Source organism: uncultured Fibrella sp. (assembly GCF_964250085.1).
Taxonomy (GTDB): Bacteria; Bacteroidota; Bacteroidia; order Cytophagales; family Spirosomataceae; genus Fibrella.
In genome coordinates, this window is the sequence record NZ_CAXUEC010000005.1 from 342027 (window position 1) to 368120 (window position 26094).

21 protein-coding genes are annotated in these 26094 nt (G+C 51.9%); 10 read left to right on the forward strand and 11 right to left on the reverse strand.

Annotated elements, in window-relative coordinates; genetic code table 11:
- Positions 1-10 precede the first annotated feature (10 nt).
- Positions 11-769: a hypothetical protein gene (locus tag ACFE8Q_RS18285; protein ID WP_375446870.1), complete on the reverse strand. Its 759-nt coding sequence runs from the start codon at positions 767-769 to the stop codon at positions 11-13.
- Positions 770-919: 150 nt separating this feature from the next.
- On the opposite strand from ACFE8Q_RS18285, the gene ACFE8Q_RS18290 reads away from it, so the two are divergent.
- From ACFE8Q_RS18290 to ACFE8Q_RS18310, 5 genes are all read left to right on the forward strand, one after another.
- Positions 920-2170, forward strand: a complete 1251-nt coding sequence (locus ACFE8Q_RS18290; RefSeq protein WP_375446871.1) for an AGE family epimerase/isomerase — start codon at positions 920-922, stop codon at positions 2168-2170.
- 45 nt (positions 2171-2215) lie between these two features.
- Positions 2216-2503, forward strand: a complete 288-nt coding sequence (locus ACFE8Q_RS18295; RefSeq protein WP_375446872.1) for a YciI family protein — start codon at positions 2216-2218, stop codon at positions 2501-2503.
- Positions 2500-3240 (forward strand): hypothetical protein, encoded by a 741-nt coding sequence (locus ACFE8Q_RS18300; protein WP_375446873.1) that lies wholly within the window; start codon positions 2500-2502, stop codon positions 3238-3240. Before ACFE8Q_RS18295 ends, ACFE8Q_RS18300 begins: the two co-directional genes overlap by 4 nt.
- Positions 3237-4058, forward strand: coding sequence for a PhzF family phenazine biosynthesis protein (locus tag ACFE8Q_RS18305; protein WP_375446874.1), 822 nt, complete (start codon positions 3237-3239; stop codon positions 4056-4058). Before ACFE8Q_RS18300 ends, ACFE8Q_RS18305 begins: the two co-directional genes overlap by 4 nt.
- A gap of 275 nt (positions 4059-4333) precedes the next feature.
- Positions 4334-5362 carry a zinc metalloprotease gene (locus tag ACFE8Q_RS18310; RefSeq protein WP_375446875.1) on the forward strand — a complete coding sequence of 343 codons (1029 nt, stop codon included), beginning with the start codon at positions 4334-4336 and terminating at the stop codon, positions 5360-5362.
- A gap of 82 nt (positions 5363-5444) precedes the next feature.
- Here ACFE8Q_RS18310 and ACFE8Q_RS18315 read toward each other — a convergent pair whose 3' ends face one another.
- The 7 genes from ACFE8Q_RS18315 to ACFE8Q_RS18345 all read right to left on the reverse strand — a co-directional run bounded on the left by ACFE8Q_RS18315 (position 5445) and on the right by ACFE8Q_RS18345 (position 12834).
- Entirely contained in the window at positions 5445-6269 is an 825-nt protein-coding gene (locus ACFE8Q_RS18315) for an SGNH/GDSL hydrolase family protein (protein WP_375446876.1), read from the reverse strand.
- A gap of 29 nt (positions 6270-6298) precedes the next feature.
- Entirely contained in the window at positions 6299-7660 is a 1362-nt protein-coding gene (locus ACFE8Q_RS18320; RefSeq protein WP_375446877.1) for a DUF58 domain-containing protein, read from the reverse strand.
- Positions 7661-7716: 56 nt separating this feature from the next.
- Complete coding sequence (locus ACFE8Q_RS18325; protein ID WP_375446878.1) at positions 7717-8694, reverse strand: AAA family ATPase; 978 nt, start codon at positions 8692-8694, stop codon at positions 7717-7719.
- Between the two features lie 88 nt (positions 8695-8782).
- Positions 8783-9982: a DUF4350 domain-containing protein gene (locus ACFE8Q_RS18330; RefSeq protein WP_375446879.1), complete on the reverse strand. Its 1200-nt coding sequence runs from the start codon at positions 9980-9982 to the stop codon at positions 8783-8785.
- Between the two features lie 119 nt (positions 9983-10101).
- Positions 10102-10905 (reverse strand): DUF4129 domain-containing protein, encoded by an 804-nt coding sequence (locus tag ACFE8Q_RS18335; RefSeq protein WP_375446880.1) that lies wholly within the window; start codon positions 10903-10905, stop codon positions 10102-10104.
- A gap of 68 nt (positions 10906-10973) precedes the next feature.
- Positions 10974-11873: a hypothetical protein gene (locus ACFE8Q_RS18340; protein WP_375446881.1), complete on the reverse strand. Its 900-nt coding sequence runs from the start codon at positions 11871-11873 to the stop codon at positions 10974-10976.
- A gap of 13 nt (positions 11874-11886) precedes the next feature.
- Positions 11887-12834 (reverse strand): stage II sporulation protein M, encoded by a 948-nt coding sequence (locus tag ACFE8Q_RS18345; protein ID WP_375446882.1) that lies wholly within the window; start codon positions 12832-12834, stop codon positions 11887-11889.
- Positions 12835-13028: 194 nt separating this feature from the next.
- Between ACFE8Q_RS18345 and ACFE8Q_RS18350 the strand changes: the two genes are divergently transcribed.
- On the forward strand, positions 13029-13736 hold the full coding sequence (locus tag ACFE8Q_RS18350; protein WP_375446883.1) for an RDD family protein: 708 nt from the start codon (positions 13029-13031) through the stop codon (positions 13734-13736).
- Between the two features lie 116 nt (positions 13737-13852).
- Positions 13853-15049, forward strand: coding sequence for a M20 family metallopeptidase (locus tag ACFE8Q_RS18355; RefSeq protein WP_375446884.1), 1197 nt, complete (start codon positions 13853-13855; stop codon positions 15047-15049).
- Between the two features lie 8 nt (positions 15050-15057).
- On the opposite strand, the gene ACFE8Q_RS18360 is transcribed toward ACFE8Q_RS18355, so the two are convergent.
- Both ACFE8Q_RS18360 and ACFE8Q_RS18365 read right to left on the reverse strand, forming a co-directional pair.
- Positions 15058-16173 (reverse strand): glycosyltransferase family 4 protein, encoded by a 1116-nt coding sequence (locus ACFE8Q_RS18360; protein WP_375446885.1) that lies wholly within the window; start codon positions 16171-16173, stop codon positions 15058-15060.
- Between the two features lie 105 nt (positions 16174-16278).
- The gene (locus ACFE8Q_RS18365) at positions 16279-16674 is read right to left on the reverse strand and encodes a response regulator (protein WP_375446886.1); all 396 of its coding nucleotides are present in this window, start codon (positions 16672-16674) and stop codon (positions 16279-16281) included.
- 195 nt (positions 16675-16869) lie between these two features.
- On the opposite strand from ACFE8Q_RS18365, the gene rhaT reads away from it, so the two are divergent.
- The 3 genes from rhaT (at position 16870) to ACFE8Q_RS18380 (ending at position 22608) form a co-directional block, all read left to right on the forward strand.
- Positions 16870-17907 carry an L-rhamnose/proton symporter RhaT gene (rhaT, locus tag ACFE8Q_RS18370; RefSeq protein WP_375446887.1) on the forward strand — a complete coding sequence of 346 codons (1038 nt, stop codon included), beginning with the start codon at positions 16870-16872 and terminating at the stop codon, positions 17905-17907.
- Positions 17908-18432: 525 nt separating this feature from the next.
- Entirely contained in the window at positions 18433-21393 is a 2961-nt protein-coding gene (locus tag ACFE8Q_RS18375; RefSeq protein ID WP_375446888.1) for a GEVED domain-containing protein, read from the forward strand.
- 99 nt (positions 21394-21492) lie between these two features.
- Entirely contained in the window at positions 21493-22608 is a 1116-nt protein-coding gene (locus ACFE8Q_RS18380; protein WP_375446889.1) for a hypothetical protein, read from the forward strand.
- Positions 22609-22716: 108 nt separating this feature from the next.
- Here the strand turns inward: ACFE8Q_RS18380 and infB are convergent, their stop codons facing one another.
- Positions 22717-26031: a translation initiation factor IF-2 gene (infB, locus tag ACFE8Q_RS18385; RefSeq protein ID WP_375446890.1), complete on the reverse strand. Its 3315-nt coding sequence runs from the start codon at positions 26029-26031 to the stop codon at positions 22717-22719.
- Positions 26032-26094: the final 63 nt, after the last annotated feature.

Here is a 26094-nt window from a genome sequence, read left to right on the forward strand (position 1 = left end):
CGTTGCATGTTTATCTGAAAAGCGGCTTTGCCTGAAAGGCCAGCACCAATACCCAAACCGCCACCAGACCGTACACCAATCCGACAAGCATAGTCGCCTTCACGTTTTTCAACAGGTAAAAAGACAGGATCGGCAACACCTGTAGGGCATGCATACCTATAAAATGAGCGATGCGGGCATCGCCGAATCGCGTGCTCCAGTTCACAAACGGAAGGCCCGGACCGCCGTCGGCACCACCAATGGTGTGCGCCAGGCGCGAGCCCATAACGAAGCCCTCGAACGAGAAGATTACAAACAGAACAAAGCCGATTCGGATGCCCCAGACGTAATAATCGGGCAGGTCGGGAAAACTGGTCTGGAAGAAAAGCAGGCCGATATAGCCGGTCCAGATGGTGACGATCGTGATTGCCACGGCCATCATACTGTACAAAAAAGCGTAGAGCGGCGTGCTTATATTGAAATGCGACAGTTGCCCCCTGCCCGCCTGAAACACAATATAGCCCAGTTCGAAAGCCAGTAGAGCAATGGTTGCCCAGTTATACCACGAAATTGCCCTGGGCGCATTGAGATAAGACATGTACCAGCCCATTGTCCAGACAAAAATTCCGATGGAAAGCGCAAATTTTAGTGGCTTATACCAGGCATTTACGCCCGCTACCTGAACGGTGGTGAACCGGATGAGCAGCAGACAAGCCAGGGCAGTGGCGAAACAGAGCAATCCAAAGTAGAACAGCGGTTCGTTTCGATCGCGTATTGTGTCGAGTAACATCAGTGGTCAATTTTGATCATGTATAGAGCGAACAAAGTAAACGGATGAACCCATTTATTCCTGAACTTTGCCCGGAAACCTACGTTTAAACGTTGCCTGATCAAGTTGAACGGGGTTTACCACCGACACTGCCTGACCGTACCTTTTTCATTGATCGACTTTCACAAAATAGCGACCCACTGCCAAACCGCACTGATCGACGACTGTCTGCCGTTCTGGCTGAAATACGCCTGTGACGGGCTCGGTGGCGGCTATTTCGATTACCTGACGGCCGACGGCAACGCCATCGACGCCAACAAAACCGTGGCCCGACAAGCCGAACAAGTCTGGGCGTTTGCCTACCTCTATACCAACATCGACGCCCAGCCCGACTGGCTCGACCATGCCCTGCACGGAGCCGATTTTCTGGCCGAACACGCGCACACCCCGCAAATGGGCTGTTATACGTACCTGGACCGGATTGGCAACCCCACACGCTCGCCCATGTCGCCGCATCTGCTGACGCACGACCCGGTAACAGCGGCGCGGGTAGCCTCTGCCTACGCCCAGATCCATCAGGCAACCGGCGATGATCAGTGGGCGATGCTGGCCAAACAAACCTTCCAGGTTATTCTGCGCCAGTACCAGACTGAGCGTGAGGTGCAACTGACCGCGTCGCCCGATGAGCCACAGCCGCTTCGGCATCTGAGCCAGCCTCTGGCCCTGCTACGGGCACTGGTCGATGCCCGGTCGCTGTTTGCCCTCACGGACTGGAAAGAAGCCACCGAACCACTGCTGGACGAGCTTCTGATTGAGTTTCTCGACAAACGGCATGATCTGCTGCGCGAATACGTAGGCCCGGGTGGTTCCTTCAGCAACACGCCCGAAGGTCGCCGCGTAGCCACGGGTCTGACCATGGAAGCGGCCTCGCTCCTGGTTGATATAGGTACGTTGTTGGGTAACCGTAAGCTGACGCTACAGGCAACCAACTGGTGCTTACGTACCTGCGAATGGGCCTGGCCGTTACGCCCGGAAGGCCGAACCGACGAACGGCAGGGACTGGCCCGTTGGCTGGACTGGAAAGAACAGCCAATTGCATTCGACGGCCAGAATCACCGGCTGGCGAGCGATCATCTGCTGGCGCTGGCTGCCCTCACCAACGGGTATTGGCATACGCGCCACCCCGAAGCACCACGCTGGATCAAACGCATGTATGAGTACACGTTTCAGTATTTTCCCGACTCCAGGCAGGAGACGAGCTGGCATTTGGCGGTAACCCGCGATCAGCAACCAGCCAGTTCATTCAAGGCAACGGCCGAGTCGGGTTGTTATCCGCTCATCCGGGGATTGGCCGACACCTGGCAGCATCTCGATCAGTGTGCCTTACTTCAACCGGTTGGTATCCGTGGTGTAGGTGTATAATCCACGATTTTGGTATCTTGCGTCAGTCCTAAACCACCTTGTACCGTGCTGTATGTTGTTCATGCCTACGATGGCACTGATCCCGATGCGCTTGACCGTCGAATGGCCATCCGGCCTTCGCATTTTGAGGGAGCCCGCCGCTTAAAAGCCGAAGGTCACTTCATGCTAGGTGGTGCCCTGCTCGACCCTAACGGTCAGATGATCGGCTCGATGATGTTGCTCGATTTCGACGACGACCATCAGTTACAGGAATGGCTCGCCTGGGAACCGTATATTCAGCATAAGGTCTGGGAGCGAATCGACATCAAGCCATTCCGCCGGGCAGACATATGAAGAAACGCTACTCGCCTTTTTTTTTCCTGATCCTATTCATTGGTTGCCAGCAAAAGCAGACCGATACGGCGCAGTTGTCGACCGATTCGCTCGTCAACGAAGCAGCAATCATTCAGTCTGCGTCGGAAACGGCGGTGCCGGCTACGCTCAATTTTCTGATCATTCCCGGAATACAGGCCGGGCCGGTCAGTGCGTCATCCACGGAGGCCAGCCTGATTGCGCTGCTGGGTGCCCAAAACGTTGTTCGCGACACCATCTACGTGGCCGAAGGAGATTTCGATATCGGCACCACGCTTTACAAGAATACCGCCAATCAGGCACAAATCCTGTGGACCGATAAACGCCGGTTTGCCCGCCCCGAAACGGTCTTGATACGCCCCGCCCGCGACGAAGACAACAAGCTGATACCCGGCCCTTCCCCGCAGTGGATCACCGATAAAGGGCTTACGCTGGGTACGTCTCTTCAAAGCGTAGAGAAAATCAACGGCCGTGCCTTTTCATTGTATGGGTTCGGCTGGGACTATGGCGGGCTGTCGTCGGGCTGGAAAGGCGGTGCCCTTGAACAGAAAGGCGGAAAGACGTATATTGGACTAAGCTTCGGCATGCCTGAAACGATGTCTGCTGCGCAGGAAAAAAACTATGATTCACTACAGGGTGACCAGGAGTTTATGTCGAATCACCCGGCCATGCATACCCTAAATCCTACTGTACAAAACCTGACTATTTCCTTTAAATGACTACACCTTCCTCCTTTCGCATTTACCAGCTCGATGCGTTCACCGATCAACTCTTTGCAGGAAACCCGGCGGCGGTTGTTGCCCTGACCGACACAAACGAATGGCTCCCCGATGCGCGTATGCAGTCGATCGCGGCCGAAAACAACCTGGCCGAAACGGCTTTCTACATCCGTACCGACACGGGCTACCACATCCGCTGGTTTACACCCACCGTTGAAGTAGACCTCTGCGGGCACGCTACGCTGGCAACCGGGTACGTTGTCTTTTTTCTGGAAGAAAAGCCCGATGCTTCGCAGATCACCTTCGATTCGCGCTCTGGCCCGCTTTCCGTTTGTCGCGAAGAGGGCGACTGGCTGGTACTCGATTTCCCTGCCGACGTGCTTCATAAAGCGGCAGTCAATCCGCCGGCGCTGGCCGCTGGCTTGAATGGCCCCAAACCGCTGGAAATTCATAAAGGCAAAACCGATTTCATGGTCGTGTACGCCAGTCAGGCCGATGTGGAATCATTGACACCGGATTTTCGCGAGTTGGCAACCGTACCCGCCCGGGGCATCATCGTTACCGCGCCCGGCACCGACGTTGATTTTGTGTCGCGCTTCTTCGGGCCACAATCGGGTATCGACGAAGACCCCGTTACCGGCTCAGCCCATACAACGCTGATTCCTTACTGGGCCGAAAAATTAGATAAAACGACTCTGATAGCCCGGCAGCTTTCGGCCAGAGGCGGCTTTTTGCGGTGCAAATTCAAGGAAGATCAGGGCCGGGTTGAGATTGCCGGTAAAGTACAACTATACCTCAAAGGTGAACTGGTTCAATAAGTAGCCTGGAGCTTTCTACGATAGCAGGGCCTGGTAGCCTCGTCACCGGGCCTTGCTATCGTGCCCGGCTACCCGGCAGTTCACGACCGTTCAATAAGTCAGGCTGTGACCGAACTCACTTCGGCTATCACAGAAAATAGGCCTATTCATTCAATTAGCAGTTTTTGCTAGTTATATACACATTTTCCTTGTACGGTTACTTTAAGATAAGATGCTACTGTCATGCTCAAACAAACTATTTACATTATATTGAGACATAAAACCAACTAATTCATATGAAGAAAGTTACACTTCCTATTCTTTGTTTGGCCTTGATTGGGGCTGTATCATCGTGTTTCGATCCAAACATTGATCAATCTTCACTCTCGGCAGGCAGTGACCGGAACGCCAAGCAGGGCGATTCGCCCCGTTCCTGCGCGTCGATGGATGTGTTGGCAGAAAACATCAAAGAAAATCCCGGTCTTGCCAAAAAAATGGAAGAGATCGACGAGCATGCCGCCAAATTCGCGGCTCAACGCAATGGCCGGGCGGCGGCGGGAACGGCGGTACCTTATTCGGGCGTGATTACCATACCCGTTCGCGTTCATGTGCTATATAACACGGCTGCGGAAAACATTAGTCTGTATCAGATTAAGTCGCAGATTACGGTGCTCAACCAGGATTACAGCAACACAAATGCCGACCGGACCATGTTACCCGGCGTATTTTCGGGGCTGGCATCGAATATGCAAATTCAGTTTACGCTTGCAGACACCGACGTCGACCGGAAACAATCAAACAAGACATCGTGGGGCACACGTGATGCCATGAAGAGCAGCAAGAAAGGCGGTGTTGATGCTTACGATCCGGCCAACTACCTCAATATCTGGATCTGTAACATTGGCGGCGGTATTCTTGGTTATGCGCAGTTCCCAGGCGGCACCCTCGCAACAGATGGCGTCGTGATTGGGCCGCAGTATTTTGGTAGCAGCAGTGTGTTTGCCGGCGGTTATTACTCGGCTCCTTACGACAAAGGCCGGACCGCTACCCACGAAATTGGTCACTGGCTGAACCTGCGCCACATCTGGGGCGATGCCAACTGCGGCAGCGATCTGGTTGCCGACACCCCAACGCAGCAAACGTCAAACTTTGGTTGCCCAAGCTTCCCACACGTTACCTGTGGCAATGGCCCCAACGGCGACCTGTTTATGAACTACATGGACTATACGGATGATCCATGCATGTACATGTTTACCAACGGCCAAACCACCCGCAGCCGTGCGCTGTTCGCCTCCGATGGTGTTCGCCGTACCTTCGTGCAGTAGAATGCATTCGGTAATGCTCTTACAAAAAATGCCTCAGGTACGTACCTGAGGCATTTTTCATGAAAAACTCTCAGCCAGCCTGTCAGTATTTTTTCATGATCTTCACCAAACTACGGGTTATCAATTCATACCCTTTATCGGATGGGTGCAGCCCATCGTAAGTTTTGTCAATGGCTTCAGGCGGATACGGGTATTCGTCCGTTTCGGGGTTGAACGGAATATCGATAAAGGCCGGATATGGATAGTTGGCGTAGTTGCCCGTTTGCGGATTTTTCAGTCGCTTATACTTCACCAGTTGCTTCACGTCGAGCCCTTTCAGATGGTACAGGTCAACCACCTGAATCTGTTCAGAGCGGCCAATCGAATCAATGGCATTAGCGAAAGATTCGAGGTACTGCCCGTTCTTGGGCTTGTACGACCCATACGCGTTGTTTTTGAAGTTGGTCAGGTACACAAAGTCAGCCCGTTGCATTGGTGTGATCAGAATGATGTGTGCTTCTGGATTCAGACTTCTCAACTTGTTGATGATGACCCGAAAGGAGCCATACACTGTGGCGGCGCCCGTAGCTTGCTGGTAATCGGCAAAACGGCCTAGCGGCTTTCCCGCCCACCAATCGTTGGTGCCCAAAAAGACCGAATAAATGTCGGATTTACCAATGCCCAGTGTCTCGATCGCCTCCGCGATCCGTACGGCGGTCCAGCCATTATGGCCCTGATTCGTGTACTTTATATGCGGCAGTTTCTCGACAACCCGGGTCATATACCCCTTCGTAATTCGATTCCCTGTTTGATCAAGGTGCTCGTTCAGGTACGTGATCGAATCACCCAGGGCCGTCCAGGAAAGTTCTCTGCGCTCAAACGAGCTTAACAGGCAAATCAGCGAAAAGAGGAGGAGTAGCTTTTTCATGGTAGAAAATTAAAGAAATCTCCCAGTTACTAGATCATTCCTCTGGCTTTCAACTCCAGGTATTTGTTGACGGTATTGGCCGTCAGATCACGGGGTGCGGTCAGGATGCTCTGGATACCGTACTGACCTAACTCCTTGACGATCAACTGTTTTTCGAACGAGAACTTCTCGGCAATTGTCTTCAGGTAGATCTGTTCGGTATCGTGCGCAGGCGAATCGAGTAATGTGCGTAGCTCGGTGTTATCGAAGAAGACAACCAGCAGCAAATGATCTTTGGCCAACCGCCGTAGGTACGGCAACTGCCGCCGCATACCGCTCAGCGTTTCAAAATTGGTGAACAGCAGCAACAACCCCCGCTGACGTACCTGCATGCGAACGGTCGCGTATAACCCTTCAAAGTCGGTTTCCAGATAACGCGTTTTCTGCCGGTAAAGCACCTCCAGAATTTTCAGCATGTGGCCCGGCCGACGTTCGGCTGGTACAATCTGACCAATGCGGTCGGAGAAGGTAATGAGCCCCGCCCGGTCTTGTTTTAGCAACGCTATATTACTGAGTACCAGCGAGGCATTGATGGCGTAATCGAGCAGTGTCAGGCCTTCAAAGGGCGAGCGCATCACCCGGCCTTTGTCGATCAGGCAATACACCGCCTGCGAGCGTTCATCGGTAAACGCATTCACCACCAGGTTCGACTGGTTCGGGTCAGACCGCCGGGCCGTGGCTTTCCAGTTGATCGTGCGCAGATCGTCGCCTTGTGTGTAGGGACGTACCTGCTCGAACTCCATACTATGCCCAATCCGCCGAATGCGTTTGATACCCACTTCAGTCAGCCGATTACTGGCCGCCAGCAGTTCATATTGCCGCATTTGCAGATACGACGGATAGACGGGCACCAGCCGCCCCTGTTCGAACTGAAATCGCCGTTTCAGCAGCCTCATGGGGGTCATCACAAACACATTGATGGCGCCGAAGCTGTATTCCCCTCGCCTTGTCGGTCGCAATTCGTAGCGGATAACCTTTGTCTCATACGGTTTTATGTCGGCCGTAAACAGCACATCGCGCCGCTGAAATTGAAACGGAATCTCGTCGATGATCTCAACCGGCGTATCGAATGCGTACCGACTTTCCAGATAAAGCGTGATCGGATTAACGTCGCCATTCGACAGGCGATCGGGCATATCGCGACGGGCGAAAAAAATAGCCTGTCCACCCGCTGCACTGTCACGGAAAAGAAGGACCAGTTCAATCAGCAGCAGCAACACAAAAACCGCGAAAGCGATTTGCAATACCGGAAATAGAATGGGCAGAATATACGCAACAACAAAGCCCACCACGAAGCCCGCCAGAATGAACCAGACACGCAGGGAAACAAACAGAGAACGAAGAAGGGTCATGGGTGCAGTTTATCACCGGTACAGATCAGCAGACTTCACCAGCGGGGCAGGACTTGTCAACGGGGTACTTCCACTTTTTGAATCAACTGGGCAATCACATCGTCGGCGGTGGCTCCTTCCATTTCGCGCTCGGGCGTGAGCAGAATGCGGTGACGCAACACCGGGATAGCCAGTTCCTGCACGTCTTCGGGCGTAATGAAATCACGGCCGCGAAGCGTGGCCAGTGCTTTGGCACTGTTCAGCAACGCCACAGCAGCCCGCGGCGATGCGCCCAGATACAACGATTTGTTGGCTCGCGTGCTCCTGACAATCTGGGCAATGTAATCAAACAGGTTGTCTTCGACATGCACCTGGTTCACTTTATTGCGCATGTCATTCAACTGGTCGGCGGTGAGCACGGCGTTGATGGCGGCCACAGCGTCGGCGAGGTTCCGGCGCTGGTGGTGCCCCCGCAGAATGTCTACTTCTTCGGCCTGTTCGGGGTAGCCCACCACAATTTTGAACAGAAACCGGTCGAGTTGCGCTTCGGGCAGGCGGTAGGTTCCCTCCTGCTCGATGGGGTTCTGCGTAGCCAGCACCATAAACGGCGGCGGCAGTGGGTAGGTGGTGCCGTCGTTGGTAATCTGCCGTTCCTCCATTGCCTCAAACAGCGCCGCCTGTGTTTTGGCCGGTGCCCGGTTAATCTCGTCGATCAGGACAATGTTGGCAAAGATAGGTCCGTGTTTGAAGGAGAACTCCGCCGTTTTGGGACTAAACACCGACGTACCCAGCACATCGGCGGGCATCAGGTCGGGCGTAAATTGTATCCGGCTGAACTGCACCGAGATCGTCTTGGCCAGCAGTTTGGCGGTGAGCGTTTTGGCCACGCCGGGCACCCCCTCGATCAGCACGTGCCCATCGGCCAGGAGTGCAGCCAGCAGCAGGTCGATGGTCTGGTGCTGCCCAACAATTACTTTACCAACTTCGGTGCGGATGGCGTTGATGGCCGCACTAAGGCCCTGAAGATCAACGCGGGTATCAAAAGGTTGTTCCATGTATGGAGAATTGTTCATCTGGTGTTTACAGTCTAAGGGTCAACGTTCAGGAGTTTGTCAGCAGGCTAGTTCAGCGTATCCTTGACCATTAAATTTTAGACATTAAACTGGTATGATTAAACTGTTCAATCGTGGCATTAATGGTTAGCAGGTCGAATTCGGAAAGGGAGATGGCCCGCTGTGCCTGACCGAGAACGCGAACCAGTTGCTGGGTTTCGTCGAGTGGTACGCCGCTTTTACGGGCCAGCGTTTCAGTGAATTCGGCGTCGAGCACCTGTGTGTTCAGGAAATACCGGTCGCGCAGGTCGGCCAGGAAATACTGGATTTTCTTTCGGGCTACGTTGTCATGGTCGTTCTGCTGGAAATACATACGGCCAACTGTTTTCACGAATTCGAGCGATGTGTTTTGTGGCAGTTGGACCACGGGAATAACCCGCTGGGTACGTTTCCCGGCAAAAAGCGCGTACACGATCAGGCCAAACAGACCGATGTAGTAGGCCCATGTCAAGGCGGGCTGCTTATAGATATAGCGCAACAGCGATTGTTCGGCCTCATCGAATCGGCCCTGCTTCTGAAACTCATCCCAATACGTGGGTTGGGCTGGCAGGTACGATAGGGCTTTTGTCATGTAATCAGCAGAAGCGGGGTAGAGCAGGTAATAATTGGTGAGGGCAAGGGGCAGGTTGTGAATATAAAAAACGCCTTTCCCGTGCGGAATACGCAGAAAAATGGCCTCATACCGGGCATTTCTGGCCAGCACGGTAATGCCGCTTTTAGGTTTCTTCACAATCAGAAAATTACGACCATCATCATGCCGAAAATTGTAGCCGCCCTTCCGCGCCAGTCCGGGTCCAACAAAATTGGACCGTAGCGTCGAATCGGCTTTGAGCGGGTCTTTCACATCGGCTTTGAAGCCCAACGCCCGACTCAGCGTATCCGAGAAATTATAGGCCGAAAGAAACGCTGCGTTGCCTCGACCAACGTACCTGAGTAGCTCACGGGTATCGTAGGCTCCCGCCGCAAACGTCTCACAAACAGCAATGTAGTTGCTGCGGGGCGGCAGTTTAGTTTCGGTCAGGAAGTTATAAACGGGCATACGCGTACTCTCAACCGTTGCCTGATTCATCAGGCTGGGTAGTAATTCGAAAACGCCCTGTGTACCAAATGGAATCTTATCGTTGTTCTGGTACGTTGGCCGCCAGTCGATGGGCTTGGGTTTGTAATACTCAAACAACACAAACGCAGTCAGCGCAGCCAGCAGAATTACTATGTACTTGTTTGGACGCATAGGTACGTTGTCATTAGGTGGTCATTGGCTGTGCTGTCATTACTGGTCATTCATTGTTTTTGCGATGAACGACCAGTAATGACAGCGCAGCGAATGACCACCTAATGACCATAAAATGCTTATTCATTAAACTGTTGAAACTGTTGACGAATGCTACTGAACCGGGCTTCATCGACGGGAAAATCACCGTACCAGGCGTACTCGAACTGGGTCGTTAACTGCTCGAAACTGAGGCGCTTGGGATTGCCCGTCAATTCATAGGCGTATTGCCGGTTTGTCTTGTCAGGTTGCCAGCGGATCAGGCCACTATCGGCCAGGGTTTTCAGCGTTTGCAGGTACAGGAGCCGCACCGCCAGTCGGTAGTTCCGGTTTTCAACGGCCTCATTGATCCGGTCGCTGAAGTTGATCTGGTGAATGTTTTCCTCCAGCATTTCGTAGCCTAACCCGGTATTTTTAGCCCGTCCGGGAAACAGATTGGCTAGTACTTCGGCTTTGTAGAGTAACCAGATCACCAGACCGGCAATCGCAATCAGCAGCACATACTGGCCAACATTCCGGTAGGCTTTTGTTCGTAACAGTTCGCCTACTTTATACCAGAACCAGGCCCAGAACTGATCCCACAAGCTGGCGGTGGGCGGCACATCGTCACCGTACCGATATGCCCGGTCGCCCTGAATAGCCCGTAGCTTCTTCGCATCGACCGCCCGCACAACAAGGGGCATCCGATCATTGGCAGCAGCATAGACGGCCGTGTCGCGGATGGCCGCTACGGAATCTGCTTTTGCCTGCTTATTATTGGCTTCCGGACTGATCACTACTTCATTACCACTTCCCGGCGACACATCGGTCGAGTCCTGCGATTTAGCGTTCGTCAGGCTAAAACCAGTAAGAAGAAGAAAAAAGACAAGTCGTTTTACAAGCATAACTAGTTAACTGGTAAGCCCGTACGATTTTCAAAAAACTGTACAGGCTTAAAATCAGACCGTATCAATCAATAGTCACCTTCTTCTTCGCGACCCTGCCCGAACGTACCTGATACGCCCTGCCGGGTTGGCATCTGCCCAATCGAGTCGATTTGGCTGATCAGACCGGTTCCTTCTTTTTCTTCAATCAGCGAAAAATACTGAAACGCCGACGCGGTGGCCGATAACCCCTGCAATACAGCACCACCTACCGACGCCAGCGCCGTAAATAGTGTGGTCAGGATCGTTATATCTTTTAGCACGCCAGCACCGAATAACCCGCCCAGGATACCGGCTGGTAGCGTAAAGACCATGCTCAGGATACTTACAATAATGGCCATCACAAACAGAAGGCCAGCCACAGACCACCAGTTGCCACTGACCAATTTGAAACTACGACTGATGGCCTGCGCCATGTCCTGACGTTCGAAAACCAGCACCGCCGGGGCCAGGGTCAGGGCCACCGACACATAGATACCGGGAATAATGAGCAGCACAAACCCAAAGCCGATGATGAACGCACTGGCAATTGACAGGAAAACGCCGGAGCCAATATATTGCTGCACTTCGGCCCAGACAGTACTCACTTCAATCTGCTTGTCGCTCTGTTGTTGCCGGTACAGCCGGATGTAGGAAAAAGTCACCAGGCTAGTCAGTACATAAGCCAGTAGTTGAAAGACCATGCCGATCAGTCGACTGCCCGAAAAAAGATTCGCGTAAAACGATACCAGCTTGTCAGGCGAATCCAGCGACTTGGCACTATCTAACAACTCGACCTGGCCCATGCCCGAAATCACACCGCCGACGAGGGCTACCGGGCCAACGATGTAGAGCAGCGACAGGCCCAAACCGCGAATTTGCTCGGTCACGAACGCGAACGAGGCATTGATTTTCTCGCCGAAATCACGGCGCTGTTCAAACTGGATCATGGAAGAAGAAAGGTTATGCAAGCTGATGCGAACGGTACAGTTGAATTGGGTACAGAATAAAATACCAGATAATAAAAGCAGCCGATGCGCCGATGATAAGCAGGCTGACAACCGGAGGAAGCGTCATCCGGGTGACGAAACTTTCCAGAAAGCCCGCCATTATAAATATAGGTACCAGGCCTACTGCTATCTTGAGCCCCTGTTTGGCTCCCCGTTTAAACGATTCCATGCGTGGCAACGTACCTGGAAACAGCAGGCCGTTTCCCAGTGTGAGACCAGCCGCACCAGCAATAACAATCGCCGATATTTCGAGCGTCCCGTGAATCCAAATTTTCAGCAGCGACTGGGTCAATAAGCCGCGTTCGTAAAAAAACGCCTGAAATGCGCCCAGCATCACGCCATTGTAGAACAGCATGACCAACGTACCTACAGATGCGAACACACCCGCCACAAAGGCGCGCAGGGAGACGCCGATATTGTTGATCGTGATCTGGAAAAACATCGACGCCTGATCGCTCCCACCATACACGCCCAGCGGGCTTCCCTTTTTGATGTTTTCGAGGGTCATGTTCACGTATTCATCCCCCAGAATAAGCCGCACAAAGGTTGGATCATTAATGGCCGATACCCAACCGATCAGGCAGGCTACCAGAAAGAAAATGGCCGATACGGCCAGCGTGCGGTGTGAATAATAAAACAAGGTTGGCAGTTCGTATTTCCAGAACGACACAAACCGACCGCGTTCCTCCCGCTTGTTTTGCATCAGCCCCCGGTGCATCTGCGCCGCCAGCCCGTTCAGGTAACGCGTAACCTTCGACTCTGGATAGAACGTGCGGGCATACGACAGATCATCGGTCAATTCAACGTACCTGGCCGTTAGCTCGTCAGGATCTTTGGTCGGGTTTCGTTCAATATCGGCCCACTTCTCGGTGTTCCGTTTTACAAAAGCAGCTTCGCGCATAACGAACTGAAGGCAGATGAGGTTGTCGACTTAACACGATCGACTTGGGAAAGTTACTTAACTATCGGCAAAGTTTGTGGCAGTTTCTAACGAATAATCGTAAAAAAGTAATCGTCAAAAAACAGCCTCATCCGGTATCTTTGAACCAGCATCACAACCGTTTACGCGTCGCCGTCTACACCTACTGTCTTTCAATGGCTGTTTCTATTCAAACAACCCAGAACGTATTGCTCGAATATGAGCCGGCCAGTATTGGCGATCGTATTTTCGCTACCCTGCTCGACTACGTTGTTTTTGCCGCCTGGCTCATTCTTACCATCGCCCTTCCTGCCAGTGCCGGCTGGATGGGCAGCGATCGCTCGGTCGTGTATGTGATCGTGGTGGCCGCCCTGCCCATTTTCCTGTACGACTTTTTTTGCGAATGGTTGTTGAACGGACAAAGTATTGGCAAGATCGCCCTGAAAATCAAGGTAGTTATGATGGACGGCTCCCAGCCAGGTATTGGCGCATACCTGCTTCGCTGGCTATTACGGCTGGTCGACACCCGGATCTTCAGTGGCATCGTGGCCATTGTCTGCGTGGCGGCGAGCGGTAAAGGTCAACGGCTGGGCGATCTGGCAGCGGGTACTACCGTGATTCGCCTACAGCCTAAAGTCCAGCTCAACGAAGTGACTTATAACGCGTTGCCTCCCACCTACGAACTTCGCTATGAAGCCGTTCGGCAGCTATCCGATCACGATATTCAGGTAATTCGCGAAGTACTGCGGCGGGGTACGTCAGACGCCGCCGAGCGTACCGCCACCAAAATAAAAGAGGTGCTCGGCATCACAACCAGCCAGAGTACGTACGAATTTCTCAACACAATTATCAACGACTACCAGTTTCTGTCGATGCAGGACTGAATAAAGTCATTACGCTACACTGTCATTTATTGCCATTAAGTGGTCATTCATTGCAAAACGACAAATAACTGCTTAATGAAATTCAATGACAGTATAGCGTAGCAACCACTTAAGTTATGCTCGCTTCCATAAAGTCTTTGTCTGAGCGTTTTGCTCCCGATGCCGTCAAGGTTCGTCGCCACTTGCACGCACATCCTGAACTCTCCTTTCATGAGCAGGAAACGGCTCGTTTTGTGGCCAGCGAATTAACGGCTTTGGGTCTGCACCCTCAGGAAGGTGTTGCCGGTACGGGCGTGGTGGCGCTACTTGAAGGCACCAAACCGGGAACGGGCAACAACCGTGTAGTTGGGCTGCGGGCCGACATGGATGCGCTGCCTATTCGTGAGGCCAACGACGTAGCCTACAAATCAACGGTCGATGGAGTTATGCATGCCTGCGGACACGATGTGCACACATCCAGTTTGCTCGGTACTGCCCGTATTCTCACTGAGTTGCGTGATCAGTTTTCGGGGACCGTCAAACTCGTCTTTCAGCCTGCCGAAGAGAAAGCACCCGGTGGAGCCTCGCTCATGATTCGGGAAGGTGTGCTGGATAATCCACGGCCCAACGGCATGATCGGCCAGCATGTAGCCCCCAACGTACCTGTGGGCAAAATCGGTTTTCGCGAGGGTATGTACATGGCCAGTACCGACGAAATTTACATGACTGTTCGCGGAAAAGGCGGCCACGCGGCCATGCCCGACAACCTGGTCGACCCCGTTCTGATTGCCTCGCACATTATTGTTGCACTGCAGCAGATCATCAGCCGTAACCGGCCACCAGCCAGCCCATCGGTGCTCTCTTTTGGTCGATTTGTGGCCGATGGCGTCACCAACGTGATACCCAACTACGTAGATATTGAAGGTACATTCCGCTGCATGAACGAAGAGTGGCGCGAGAAAGGAATAGCCCAGATCCAGAAAATGGCCGAAACAATGGCCGAAGCGATGGGCGGTACCTGCGAGTTTACCCGTGTGAAGGGGTATCCGTTTTTGAAGAACCAACCGGAGTTAACCCGTCGGCTACGTACCCAGACAGAAGCGTATATGGGTCGTGAAAATGTAGTGGACCTCGATCTCTGGATGGCGGGCGAAGATTTTGCGTTCTATTCGCAGGTAGTCGATTCTTGTTTTTACCGCCTGGGTACCCGAAACGAAGCCCGCGGCATTATAAGCGGCGTACACACACCTACTTTCGACATCGACGAATCCGCGCTGGCTATTGGTCCCGGGTTAATGGCCTGGCTGGCCGTTCAGGAACTGGCGGGAAATTAAAAAAATGATTAGGGCAAGGCATTTATCAATTCCTGCCAATGCATTACCTGTTCGTTAGCGTCGAAAGCTTGGCTACGAGCAATCGACATGGCTCGACTGTAGGCTCCAGGATTATCCATAATGGTAACCATAGCCTTGACGAAATGAGCAGGAGATGCATGATCCACCAGTTCACCCATACCCGGAAGTATAAATTCACCTGCTCCATACTCGCTTAAGGCAACAATGGGCTTCCCGCAACCAGCAGCATCTATCAAAACATTGCCAAATGGCTCCTCTCGCGAGGTCAATACAAATCCATCAGCTAGCTGAAGATAAGGCTGGTAGTCGTCTGTCTGAACCCCTATAAACGTAATATTACGCAGCCCCATTGCCTCTACCTGCTTGTCTATCATATAGTTAAGTCCTGTAGCAATTGCCCCGCTGCCCATCCATATTATATGGCAAAGTCGTCCATTTAATAATTGGGCAATAGAGGGTATAAAATCAACTCCTTTGCGATAGATGGGAGTGCCCACCATTATCCAAATGAAGACCCCCTCCGGCAACCCTAATGAGTTTCGTAGTTGAATCGACCTAGCAGTTGATGTGTTGTTGATTGATGTATTTGTGAAACAATACTGGAGCGCCGTCTTTTTAGCTCCCATCTGTGAAGCCAGTGTACAGATGTGTTGTGTGATTCCTACCGTAAGTTCAGCATGCGTAATTGCATGCTCCATTTCTTCATAGGATATAGACTCATACATTGAGTTCAGCTCGTTGATCTGAGCTATAACTCGTACGCCTAGTCGTTCAGCCAAAGGGGTTAAATGAAACATCAGCACTGTATTGAGATACCAGAAGTCTGGTTTGAATTGCTGATGTATGCGTATGATATTTTTCTCGTATACGTTGTACCCTGTTGCATTGACTGATTTTAACAGGATATCCATCAATCGCCCTTTGCCAAACGGAGACTCGTACAGGGCAACATCAGGAGGCGTGTTAACCAACAGAGGTCCAGACTGACCACAGTATACTGCTGCCTGTAAACGGCTACGGTCAAAATGCTGTAGAATATTCCAAAGCATTACGCCCGATCCGTTAATCAAACCGTATGGCGTAAAGAACAAAACACGTTTCATGGATGGTAACACCTAACCGATAAGTAACCGCAATCGGCAAATGTAGCTCCAGCGTGGTTTAAACCAACTAAAGAGGAAAGACATATAGTTAATTACACAGTATACCTACTTAATTGTCACATCAAGCATTTCGGCGAGCATGTTACTCAGCGAAGTAAGCGACGTAGGTTTTGTCAAAAACCGTTCGGCCCCATTGGCGATACAGAAATCGCTGTCTTCCTGGGCTGATGACGTCGAAAGAATGACAACGGGAATATCCTGGCCAATCGGCGATTGCTTAACCTGCGTAAGTACGTCACGCCCTGGCAATTTCGGCAGGTTTAAGTCCAACACCATCAGATCAGGATGTTCATTCGTATCAGCCAGGTAAGGCATCACCTGATCACCGTCCGTCAATGTAGTCAGTTTGGTAGCAATCGATTGCTTTTTCAGCGCCAGCTCGAAGAACGTAATATCGTCTTCGTCATCTTCGACTAGCAAAATCCGGACTGGTTGGGGCATAAGAGTGTTCATGCAAATGGGAAGCAAATTTACGAAACAACTCGGTACATTTTGCCCATCGGCATAAACTACAAGTGCACACGAATAGCATTTTATGCCAACATATGACCTCAAATTCTTTTTTTAGGTAAGCAGGTAGGAGCAGGAAAGCGGTAGAAACCATTTTGGCTAGCTTTGGTACAAAAAGTAGATAAAATGGCTGTATTCTGGGGAGTTGTGTTGCATGCTATCGGTGGATTCGCATCGGGCAGTTTTTATTTACCGTACAGGAATGTGAAAGGCTGGGCCTGGGAAAGTTACTGGCTTGTTGGCGGGCTGTTTTCCTGGCTGGTTGCTCCCTTCGTGCTTGGTTCATTAACGGTACCTGATTTACTGGAAGTGCTTAAACAGGCCCCTACCGATACATTACTTTGGACCTATTTCTGGGGGGTTTTGTGGGGGTTCGGCGGGCTAACGTTTGGCCTGGCTATGCGCTATTTAGGACTCTCATTGGGAATGGCTGTTACACTGGGGCTCTGTGCGGTATTCGGAACACTGGTTCCCCCAATCTATCTGGGTACGTTGAGCACGCTGGTTAGCACCACCTCGGGTATGTTTGTATTGCTGGGTGTTGGTGTCTGCGTGCTGGGAATTGGTATCTGTGGCCTGGCTGGCATGATGAAAGAACGCCACCTGACGGATGAGCAGAAGAAAGCCGTCATCACGGAATTCGACATTCGGAAAGGACTGGCAGTAGCCGTTTTTTCTGGAATTCTGAGTGCCTGCTTCTCCTTCGGACTAACCGCCGGACAGCCCATTTCGGAACTGGCGGTTAAGCATGGTACCGATACACTGTACATGAACAATGCAACGCTGGTCATTATTCTGCTGGGTGGCCTCACCACAAATGCCATCTGGACAATCTATCTGAACATCCGTAACCGGACCTATACCGATTATACCAACCACTCTACTCCCATCTGGACCAACGTGTTCTTTTGCGCATTGGCGGGCTTCACCTGGTATTTTCAATTCTTCTTCTACGGGATGGGCGACAGCCAAATGGGCGCTTACCGGTTCTCGGGCTGGACACTCCATATGGCCTTCATTATCGCCTTTAGCAGCTTCTGGGGCTTGTATCTGCACGAATGGAAGGGAGCCAACCGCCCTACTTTGCGCACGATTTCGCTCGGCATTGCCACGGTTGTATTGTCTACTGTCATTGTCGGCATTGGTAACTATCTGGCCGAATAAGACGTACCCAGGCTGCAAATCAGGTTGAATAAACCTATCTCTCAGTCCACACAAAATGCCCGACTTTTTCTGAAGTTGGGCATTTTGTTTTCATAATATTTAAAAAGTACACTAACAGCTATATATTTATACCACTTTCATGCTACATATCGCGTGCCAATCTTGATATTTGGCAACTAAGAGTATTGTGAACGGTTGAATCAACATAAAAAAACGATGTATTTATATAAACAATCCAATTTAGCAAAAACCGCGTTTTGCTGCACATTGAGGCCGTTATAACAACTTTAAGACTCAAAATTCAGCAGGTAAATGTATAAAAAGAGACATTATATAACTTTCAGTATAGTTCCATAAGTAGTTACGGCATAGAATTTGACCTGTAATAAATAACTAGAAGTTTTCCTAAGAGTTCACCACTTGAGCCCTAACCCTATGCTCAGGATAATCTGCCATCATGCTGTCCTCCTCTGCACTTGTCTGATCACTGTAGCTATCCCTACTATAGCTCAAGAGCAGTGTGGCATGCCTCATCTCACCACCAGCGAACTTGCCACCCACGAACGCTGGATCACGCAGCGGCTCCAGAACCAGTCAGCGCGGCGGTCGGTGCAATTACAATACATTCCTGTCAAATTTCATGTAGTACGGCGCGATGATGGCACTGGCGGAGCAACTATGGCTAGTCTTAATCAGACCCTTGTGCTCCTGAATAAACTATATCAACCGGTGAACATTGCCTTTTATATGCAAGGCACGCAGCCTGATTATATAGATAACACGACCTATTTTGATTTCGATGATAGCGAAGAAACCCTGGCCGACAGCCAGGACGTGTTGACGGCCATCAACATTTACGTTACCAATACGCTGTCTTATGCAGGGGTAAATGTAGCAGGCTATGCCTATTATCCGGGAAGCTCTATGTACAGCAATCGAATATTCATTATCTCCAGCCAGTTGTCTGGCGTGAGTCTGGCGCATGAGATGGGCCATTATTTCAACCTGCTTCATACGTTTCAAAGTAATAGAAGCACGTCAGTTGCCAACCGTGAACTGGTGATTCGGCCGGGCGAGCCCCAAAACGGACGGCCATTTGCACCTAATTGCACACTGACCGGTGATCTGGTTTGCGACACCCCCGCCGACCCATACGGTATATCGGGCGCTACCATATCTAATTGCCTCTATACTGGCGCAATCCTCGATGCCAATGGTGACTTATTCAAGCCAATGATCGCCAACATTATGTCGTATAATTCGGCCTGTAGCCAGAACAGCCTTTTCACTGACGGGCAATATGACCGAATAACAACCGGAATCACGATTCGGCTTGACCCACGAAATGAGTATACCCTTACCGGGCTCCCATTCACCGTTACGGCGCCAACTGCGCTTTCGGTGGGCATGACTACGGCGGGCGCAGTGGTGCAATTCGCTTACGCCGGAAACGACGCTTCGGGCTACCTGATTGAACGCTCTCTGGAAGCGACAGGTAATTTCTCGGCAGTGGGTAGCCTCCCTCCCGGTTCATTCTCCTTTACCGATGGTTCGGTAGCCGCCAATACCACCTATTATTATCGGGTCAAGGCATCCAACGCCACAACCCAGTATAGCCCGGTGGTAAGCGTGAATTCGGGGCTGTTCTATTGCATTCCCACTTACACATGGCCCATCAGTGGCTTCATTCCTAAAATCGACAATTTCATCATGACGGGAAGTCAAACCACACTTCGCTCTGTAAAATCAGGCGTAGTTGCTGGCGGATATTCTGATTTTACCAATACCCAACATGCGGTAACAGCCGGACAGGTATACTCCTTTACGGTTAGTTCAATAGGTTCGTCAACTGAATCATTCGCCTACCAACACGTCACTATCTGGCTGGATAGTAATCAGGATGGAGTCTTAAGCAACACCGAGAAGTTGTATCAATCATCGGCTGTTCAGTTGCTCGGGCCTACCATCATCAGTACAGTCACCATCCCCACATCAGCCTCTACCGGGGCCACGCGATTACGAATACGTACCCAATATGCGCCTGATGGCCTGGTAGAAAGCCCCTGCGCTACGTATAATTTCGGCGAAGCCGAGGACTATACCCTACTGATTAGCAACGCTGTATCACCGGCCTGTTTCAGCTTAACCAGTTCAACAACGCCGGTGATTTGCCCAGGCAGCGCTACCGGCAGCATTCATCTGTCAACAAGTGGTGGCACAGGGCCATTCTCGTATTCGCTGGCAAATCTGACCAATTCAACCGGAACGTTCGTAAATATGGCGACGGGTAGTTATACGGTAACAGCGGCTAGTGCGGGAGTCTGTAGCCAGACTATACTGGCTACAGTTAGCCAGCCCGCTCCCATAACGGCCTCTCTGTCAGGGTCAGTTTCAGTCTGTGGCTCCCAGCCAGTTAGCGTACGTGTCAATGTAGCTGGCGGCCGATCACCGTACCAGTTCCAGATGTCGGATGGTGCCTCAAGCAGTACCGTTTCGGGCTATTCGAGTGGGGCGGCCATTGCTTATACGCCAGACCAAACCACGACGTATCACTTGCTTACGCTCACCGACGCAGACAATTGTTCGGCTATTGTTGGTTTATCAATAGCCATGGTGACGGTAAATCCTGCTCCATTGGCAAGTATCACGCCATCAAGTACCACCCTGTGCCGTGGGCAGTCGGTTACATTAACAGCAGGTACGAGCACTCTGTATCGGTGGAATACGGGCCAGACAACAGCCAGCCTTGTTGCCACTGACTCAGGTACGTTCTCCGTAACGGTAACAAGTCAGGCTGGTTGCAGCAGTTCAGCCGTTACCTCGCTTTTGGCAATTGATTGCCCTAATTCACTGACCGTCCTGGCGAAGCTACTTCTTGAAGGATATACAAACACACTGACCGGCTTAATGCATAGTCAGCTTCTGGTTAGTAATCTGCTTCCCAGACAACAGCCTTATTCGGCTACGCCCTGGTCTTATAGCGGCCTTGAACAGGTCACTGTTTTTCCCGCAAACAGTACCGATTGGCTGTTACTTGCCCTCCACGATGCATCGGGCACTATACTGGCCCGGAAAGCGGCCTTTGTTCGAACCGACGGTACGGTAGTTGATACAGACGGTGCTGTTGGCGTGGTATTTCAGCAAGTAACCGGAGCGGTCTACCTGTCTGTTCATCATAGAAACCACCTGGCTTTCATCACAAATCAGTCCATCACCAGCGGGCAATTACTTGATTTCACCACCGATGCCAGCCTGGTGCGTGGAACAAGTCAGCTCCGGTCAGTAGGCGGCAAGCTAGCAATGTATAGCGGTGACTACGACGCCAATGGCGTAATAAATAATACCGATTTTAACAAATGGCGACTCAATGCCTCGTCTGTTGGGCGTTATCTGGCAGTTGATGGCGATGGAAACGGGGTAATTAACAATCAGGATTTTAACCGCTGGATGCTCAACCGTGCAAAAGTGGGAACACCGGGACTGTAAAAGCCCCAAACCACCAGAAATAGTCTTATGAAGCACATAACTACCCTTATTCTACGTGTCGGGTGTTACCTGATATGCTTAGTTACTGCCCGGAACGCCTTGGCACAGACCGCCGATCTTAGGGTATTGGGACAACTTGATTGTGCAACTGGTCAGTACTCGGCTACGCTCCAGCTTCGGGCAAGCGGCGCAACGTCTTTCTCGATAGGCACGTCATCGCTCTTTCTAAATTATGACCCCACTTCGCTAACGTTTACGAGTTACCAGTCTCAAAACTTTGATGCAAACACACTATGTAGTGGTCAGCCGCTTTGGGATGTTCATAGTTTCGACGGCTCAACACCGGGTTCATTCAACCTGACAATCAGCCTGAACAGCTCAACGATCAGTTGCCCGCTCATCACAAACACAGCCTGGGTAAGCATTGGGACCATCACCTTTACCGTACTTAATCCAGATGGTAACCCGGCGCTGCTGTATAACCCTGCTTTTAGCAGTTTTAATGCTGTGCCAGCCAACAATGGCCTGATCCAGGTTAGTCTGGGACAAGTTACAGGTGTTAATCAGGCGGGTGTTTTACGATGTGCTCCCCCCTGCTCAATAAGTCTGGCAGCGGATGCCGGCTCCTGTATACCTGCTACCAACTCGTATACCCTCAGTGGCACCGTTGCCATTGGTAACACTACACAAGCCGGTGTAGCAACGATCACAGCCGGCACATCGCAAACTGTTGGTTACGCACCAGGTACGTCTTCAATACCCTTTAGTTTTACCGGCCTTATTTCTGATGGGCTTCAACATACGGTAACCGTCAGTAATCCGTCGTGCGGATCGGCCTTGGCAACGTATACCGCGCCAGCATCCTGTTCCTGTATTCCCCCAACGCTGAGCCAAGCCATTTCAACACCGGCAACTTGCAACGGAACAGCCATTCAGGCTACTGCTTCGGTTCGTTTTGTGTCGTCTGGTGGCGATCGATACAGTATCACGCCCACTAATCAGATACCCACTCCCTACTCAAACAGTGTTGCGCTAGTCAATGGCACCGGCCTACTGGGGAATCTCCCAAATCCAACAACGCCGGAAACGTATCTCATCCGCGTCTATCAGGGTAGCAATACGTGTTTCATCGATCGATTCGTGGTTCTACAATCCCAGGTTTGCGATTGTCCGGCATCTTCCTGCTTACAAATCGTAGTCACCCAAATCAGATAGTGCTTCATCGTGTAGCCAGGCCTTGTCTGGTAAAAAAAATACCCGGCTTTTCAGTAAGCCGGGTATTTTATATGAATACTAATTAATGGATAAACGAACCGGATCTGACTAGGCCAGCGTCCGTTTCACTTCTTTCATTTCGAAGCCTTCGATTACATCGCCAACTTCAATGTCGTTGAACCCTTTGATACTCAGACCACACTCGTAACCGGTACGCACTTCGCTGACATCGTCTTTATAACGTTTCAGCGCGCTGATTTCGCCCGTATGAATGACGATGAAGTCGCGGATAATCCGGATTTTGTGGCTCCGTTTCACGGTGCCATCGGTTACGTAGCAACCTGCCACCGTACCAATCTTGCTGATCTTGAATACCTCGCGCACTTCGATGTTGCCGGTAATGACCTCTTCCTGCGTTGGGGCCAACAGGCCTTCCATAGCATCTTTGATTTCATTGATAGCATCGTAGATGATCGAGTACATCCGAATTTCAATCTGCTCCTGCTCAGCAAGCTTGCGGGCATTCGACGAAGGACGTACCTGGAAACCGATGATGATCGCGTCGGCAGTGGAAGCAAGCAAGACATCTGATTCAGAAATCTGACCTACCGCCTTGTGAATGATGTTCACCTGAACCTCACCCGTCGACAGTTGCAGCAACGAATCAGACAGGGCTTCAACCGAACCATCTACGTCACCTTTCACAATCACGTTCAGCTCTTTGAATGAACCAATCGCTTTCCGACGACCAATCTCTTCCAGTGTAATGTGCTTGCGGGTACGCAATGTTTGCTCGCGCAACAGTTGCTCGCGTTTGTTCGCAATTTCGCGGGCCTCACGGTCCGTTTCCATCACGTTGAACTTGTCGCCAGCCTGCGGAGCGCCGGGCAGACCAAGAATCTGTACCGGTTGTGACGGCCCTGCTTCTTTAATCCGTTCGCCCCGGTCATTGGTCATGGCCCGGATACGGCCATAGTGAGCACCTACCAGCATAATGTCGCCCTGACGGAGCGTACCGTTCTGAACCAGTACGGTTGTAACGTACCCACGACCTTTGTCAAGGGTTGCTTCCACTACTGTACCCGTAGCGCGACGGGCCGGGTTGGCTTTCAGTTCAAGAACTTCAGCCTCCAGAAGCACTTTCTCCAGTAATTCGTCGATACCAAGACCTGATTTCGATGAAATTTCCTGCGACTGGTATTTACCGCCCCAATCTTCAACGAGCAGGTTCATCTGAGCCAGTTCGTTACGGATTTTCTCGGCATCGGCACCCGGCTTATCTACTTTCGAGAAAGCAAATACGATAGGTACGTTAGCCACTTGTGCGTGGTTGATGGCTTCGCGCGTCTGAGGCATGATGCTATCGTCAGCGGCAATCACGATGATAACTACGTCGGTGACCTTCGCACCCCGTGCACGCATGGCCGTAAAGGCTTCGTGACCCGGTGTGTCAAGGAAGGTTACCATCCGGCCATCTTCCGTTTTCACGCTGTAGGCACCAATGTGCTGGGTGATGCCACCCGCTTCACCGGCGGCCACTTTGGCGCGACGGATATAGTCGAGCAATGATGTTTTACCGTGGTCAACGTGGCCCATGATCGTAACAATCGGCGCACGCAGTTGCAGATCTTCAGCGGCATCAGGTGTTTCGTCCAGACTTGCTTCCGTTTCCTCTTCGGCCGACACGAACTGGATATCAAACCCAAATTCGTCGGCAATGAAGGTAATGGCTTCCGCATCGAGGCGCTGGTTGATCGACACGAACATACCGGCACTCAAACAAACTGAAATAACCTCGTTAATCGATACGTCCATCAGCGATGACAGATCGTTTGCCGAAACGAACTCGGTTACCTTCAGCGTTTTTGCTTCCAGTTCCTCTTGTTCAGTCAACAGACGGCGATCTTCTTCACGCTGGCTACGACGGTCGCGACGACGGTCGGCACCCCGGTTTGTGCGGGTGTTACCACCTGTCATCCGGGCATTGGTAGCCCGAATGTTGGCTGATACTTCCTGCTTGGTAGGTACGTCGCGGCGATCGCCACCACGTTTCTTATCGTTACCACCTCCGGGGCGTGGTCCGTTGCTGTTACGTCCCTGGTTATTACCGCCCCCCTGACCTGTGGCCGGGCGATTCTGATTTGTCCCTCCTCCAGCGGGAGCAGCCGTGTTGGGCCGGTTCGTATTGGTATTGTTACCAGTGCCTTGTCCCTGGCCTTGAGCAGGACGATTCTGGTTAGTACGGTCGCCCTGAGCCTGATTACGGTCACCGCCCTGATAGCCCGGACGGTCGCCGCGTGGCTGTCCGTCCCGATCATTACGAGGGGCATTCACTTGGCCCTGACCACCTGCCTGCGGTTGGCCACCCTGGTTGGGCTGACCCTGCCCCGGACGGCGATCATTGGCATTGGGAATCCGTTTCCGTTTCCCTTTTTTATCACGACTGGCCGATCCACCACCCTGAGGGCGGTTAAACTGCGTAAGGTCAATTGTTCCTTTAACGGTCAATCCCTTCAACTGCACACTTCCTTCGGCCCGGATCGTTTCTACCGGGCGGGCAGGCTCTTCAACTGGTGTTTCCACTTTGGGTGGTTCAGGTGCTTTCGGAGCGGCGGCTACCGGAGCAGCGGGGGCTGGCGTTGGAGCAGGCCGAGGTGTCTCAACAGCTTTAGGTGCTTCCTGCGCTGGTTTGGGGCGTTCAGGCTGCCGGTTTTCAACTGGTTTAGGCGTTGGTGCAACCACCGGAGCAGGCGTTGATACCGGCGCGGGCTCAACGGGCTTCGCAACTGCCACTGGGGCAGGAACGGGTGCCGGCGTTTCAACAGGCTTCGGAGCCGGTGCTACCGGTTGGGGAGTAGCCACAGGCGTAGCAACCTGAACCGGCACGCTGGCCGGTGCGGGCACTTTGGCTTCAGGAGCGGGAACCACAGGGGGTTTCGGTGCTTCGGGCGCTTTGGTGGGAGCTACAGTGCGTTCGGCCTGAACGGGTGGCGCGGGCCGGGGCGCATTGAGATCAATTTTGCCTACAACCGTCAGGCCGGGCAGACCTGACGCCGGGGCAGCTTCACGCTGTGCCGGTTGCGGAGTAGGTTTTGCAGGTTCTGTTTTGGTACCCTCAACTGCAGTTGGGCGTGCCTGCTCATCACGCGAGTAGCGCGGCAGGTAGTCATCATCCCGACGGGCCGGTGCCTCACGGTGCGCCTCGGCCGGTGCAGTTGCTTCAGCCGATTTGCGGGTCCCGTTCAGGAGATCGCTTGCTTTAAATTCCTTCGCTAATACCTCCAACTGTTCAGTGTTGATTTTGGTATTAGGGTTTATTTCCACCTTGAACCCCTTGGCAGATAGCGTACTCGCAACAGAGGACAATCCTTTGTTGAGAATTTTTGCCACTTGGCTCAGGCGCATTGATTTATCTTCTGCCATACGTTCGGTTTAGACCCGACAAAATTAATGGTTGTTTATACAGTGATAACAACGTTTAACGGA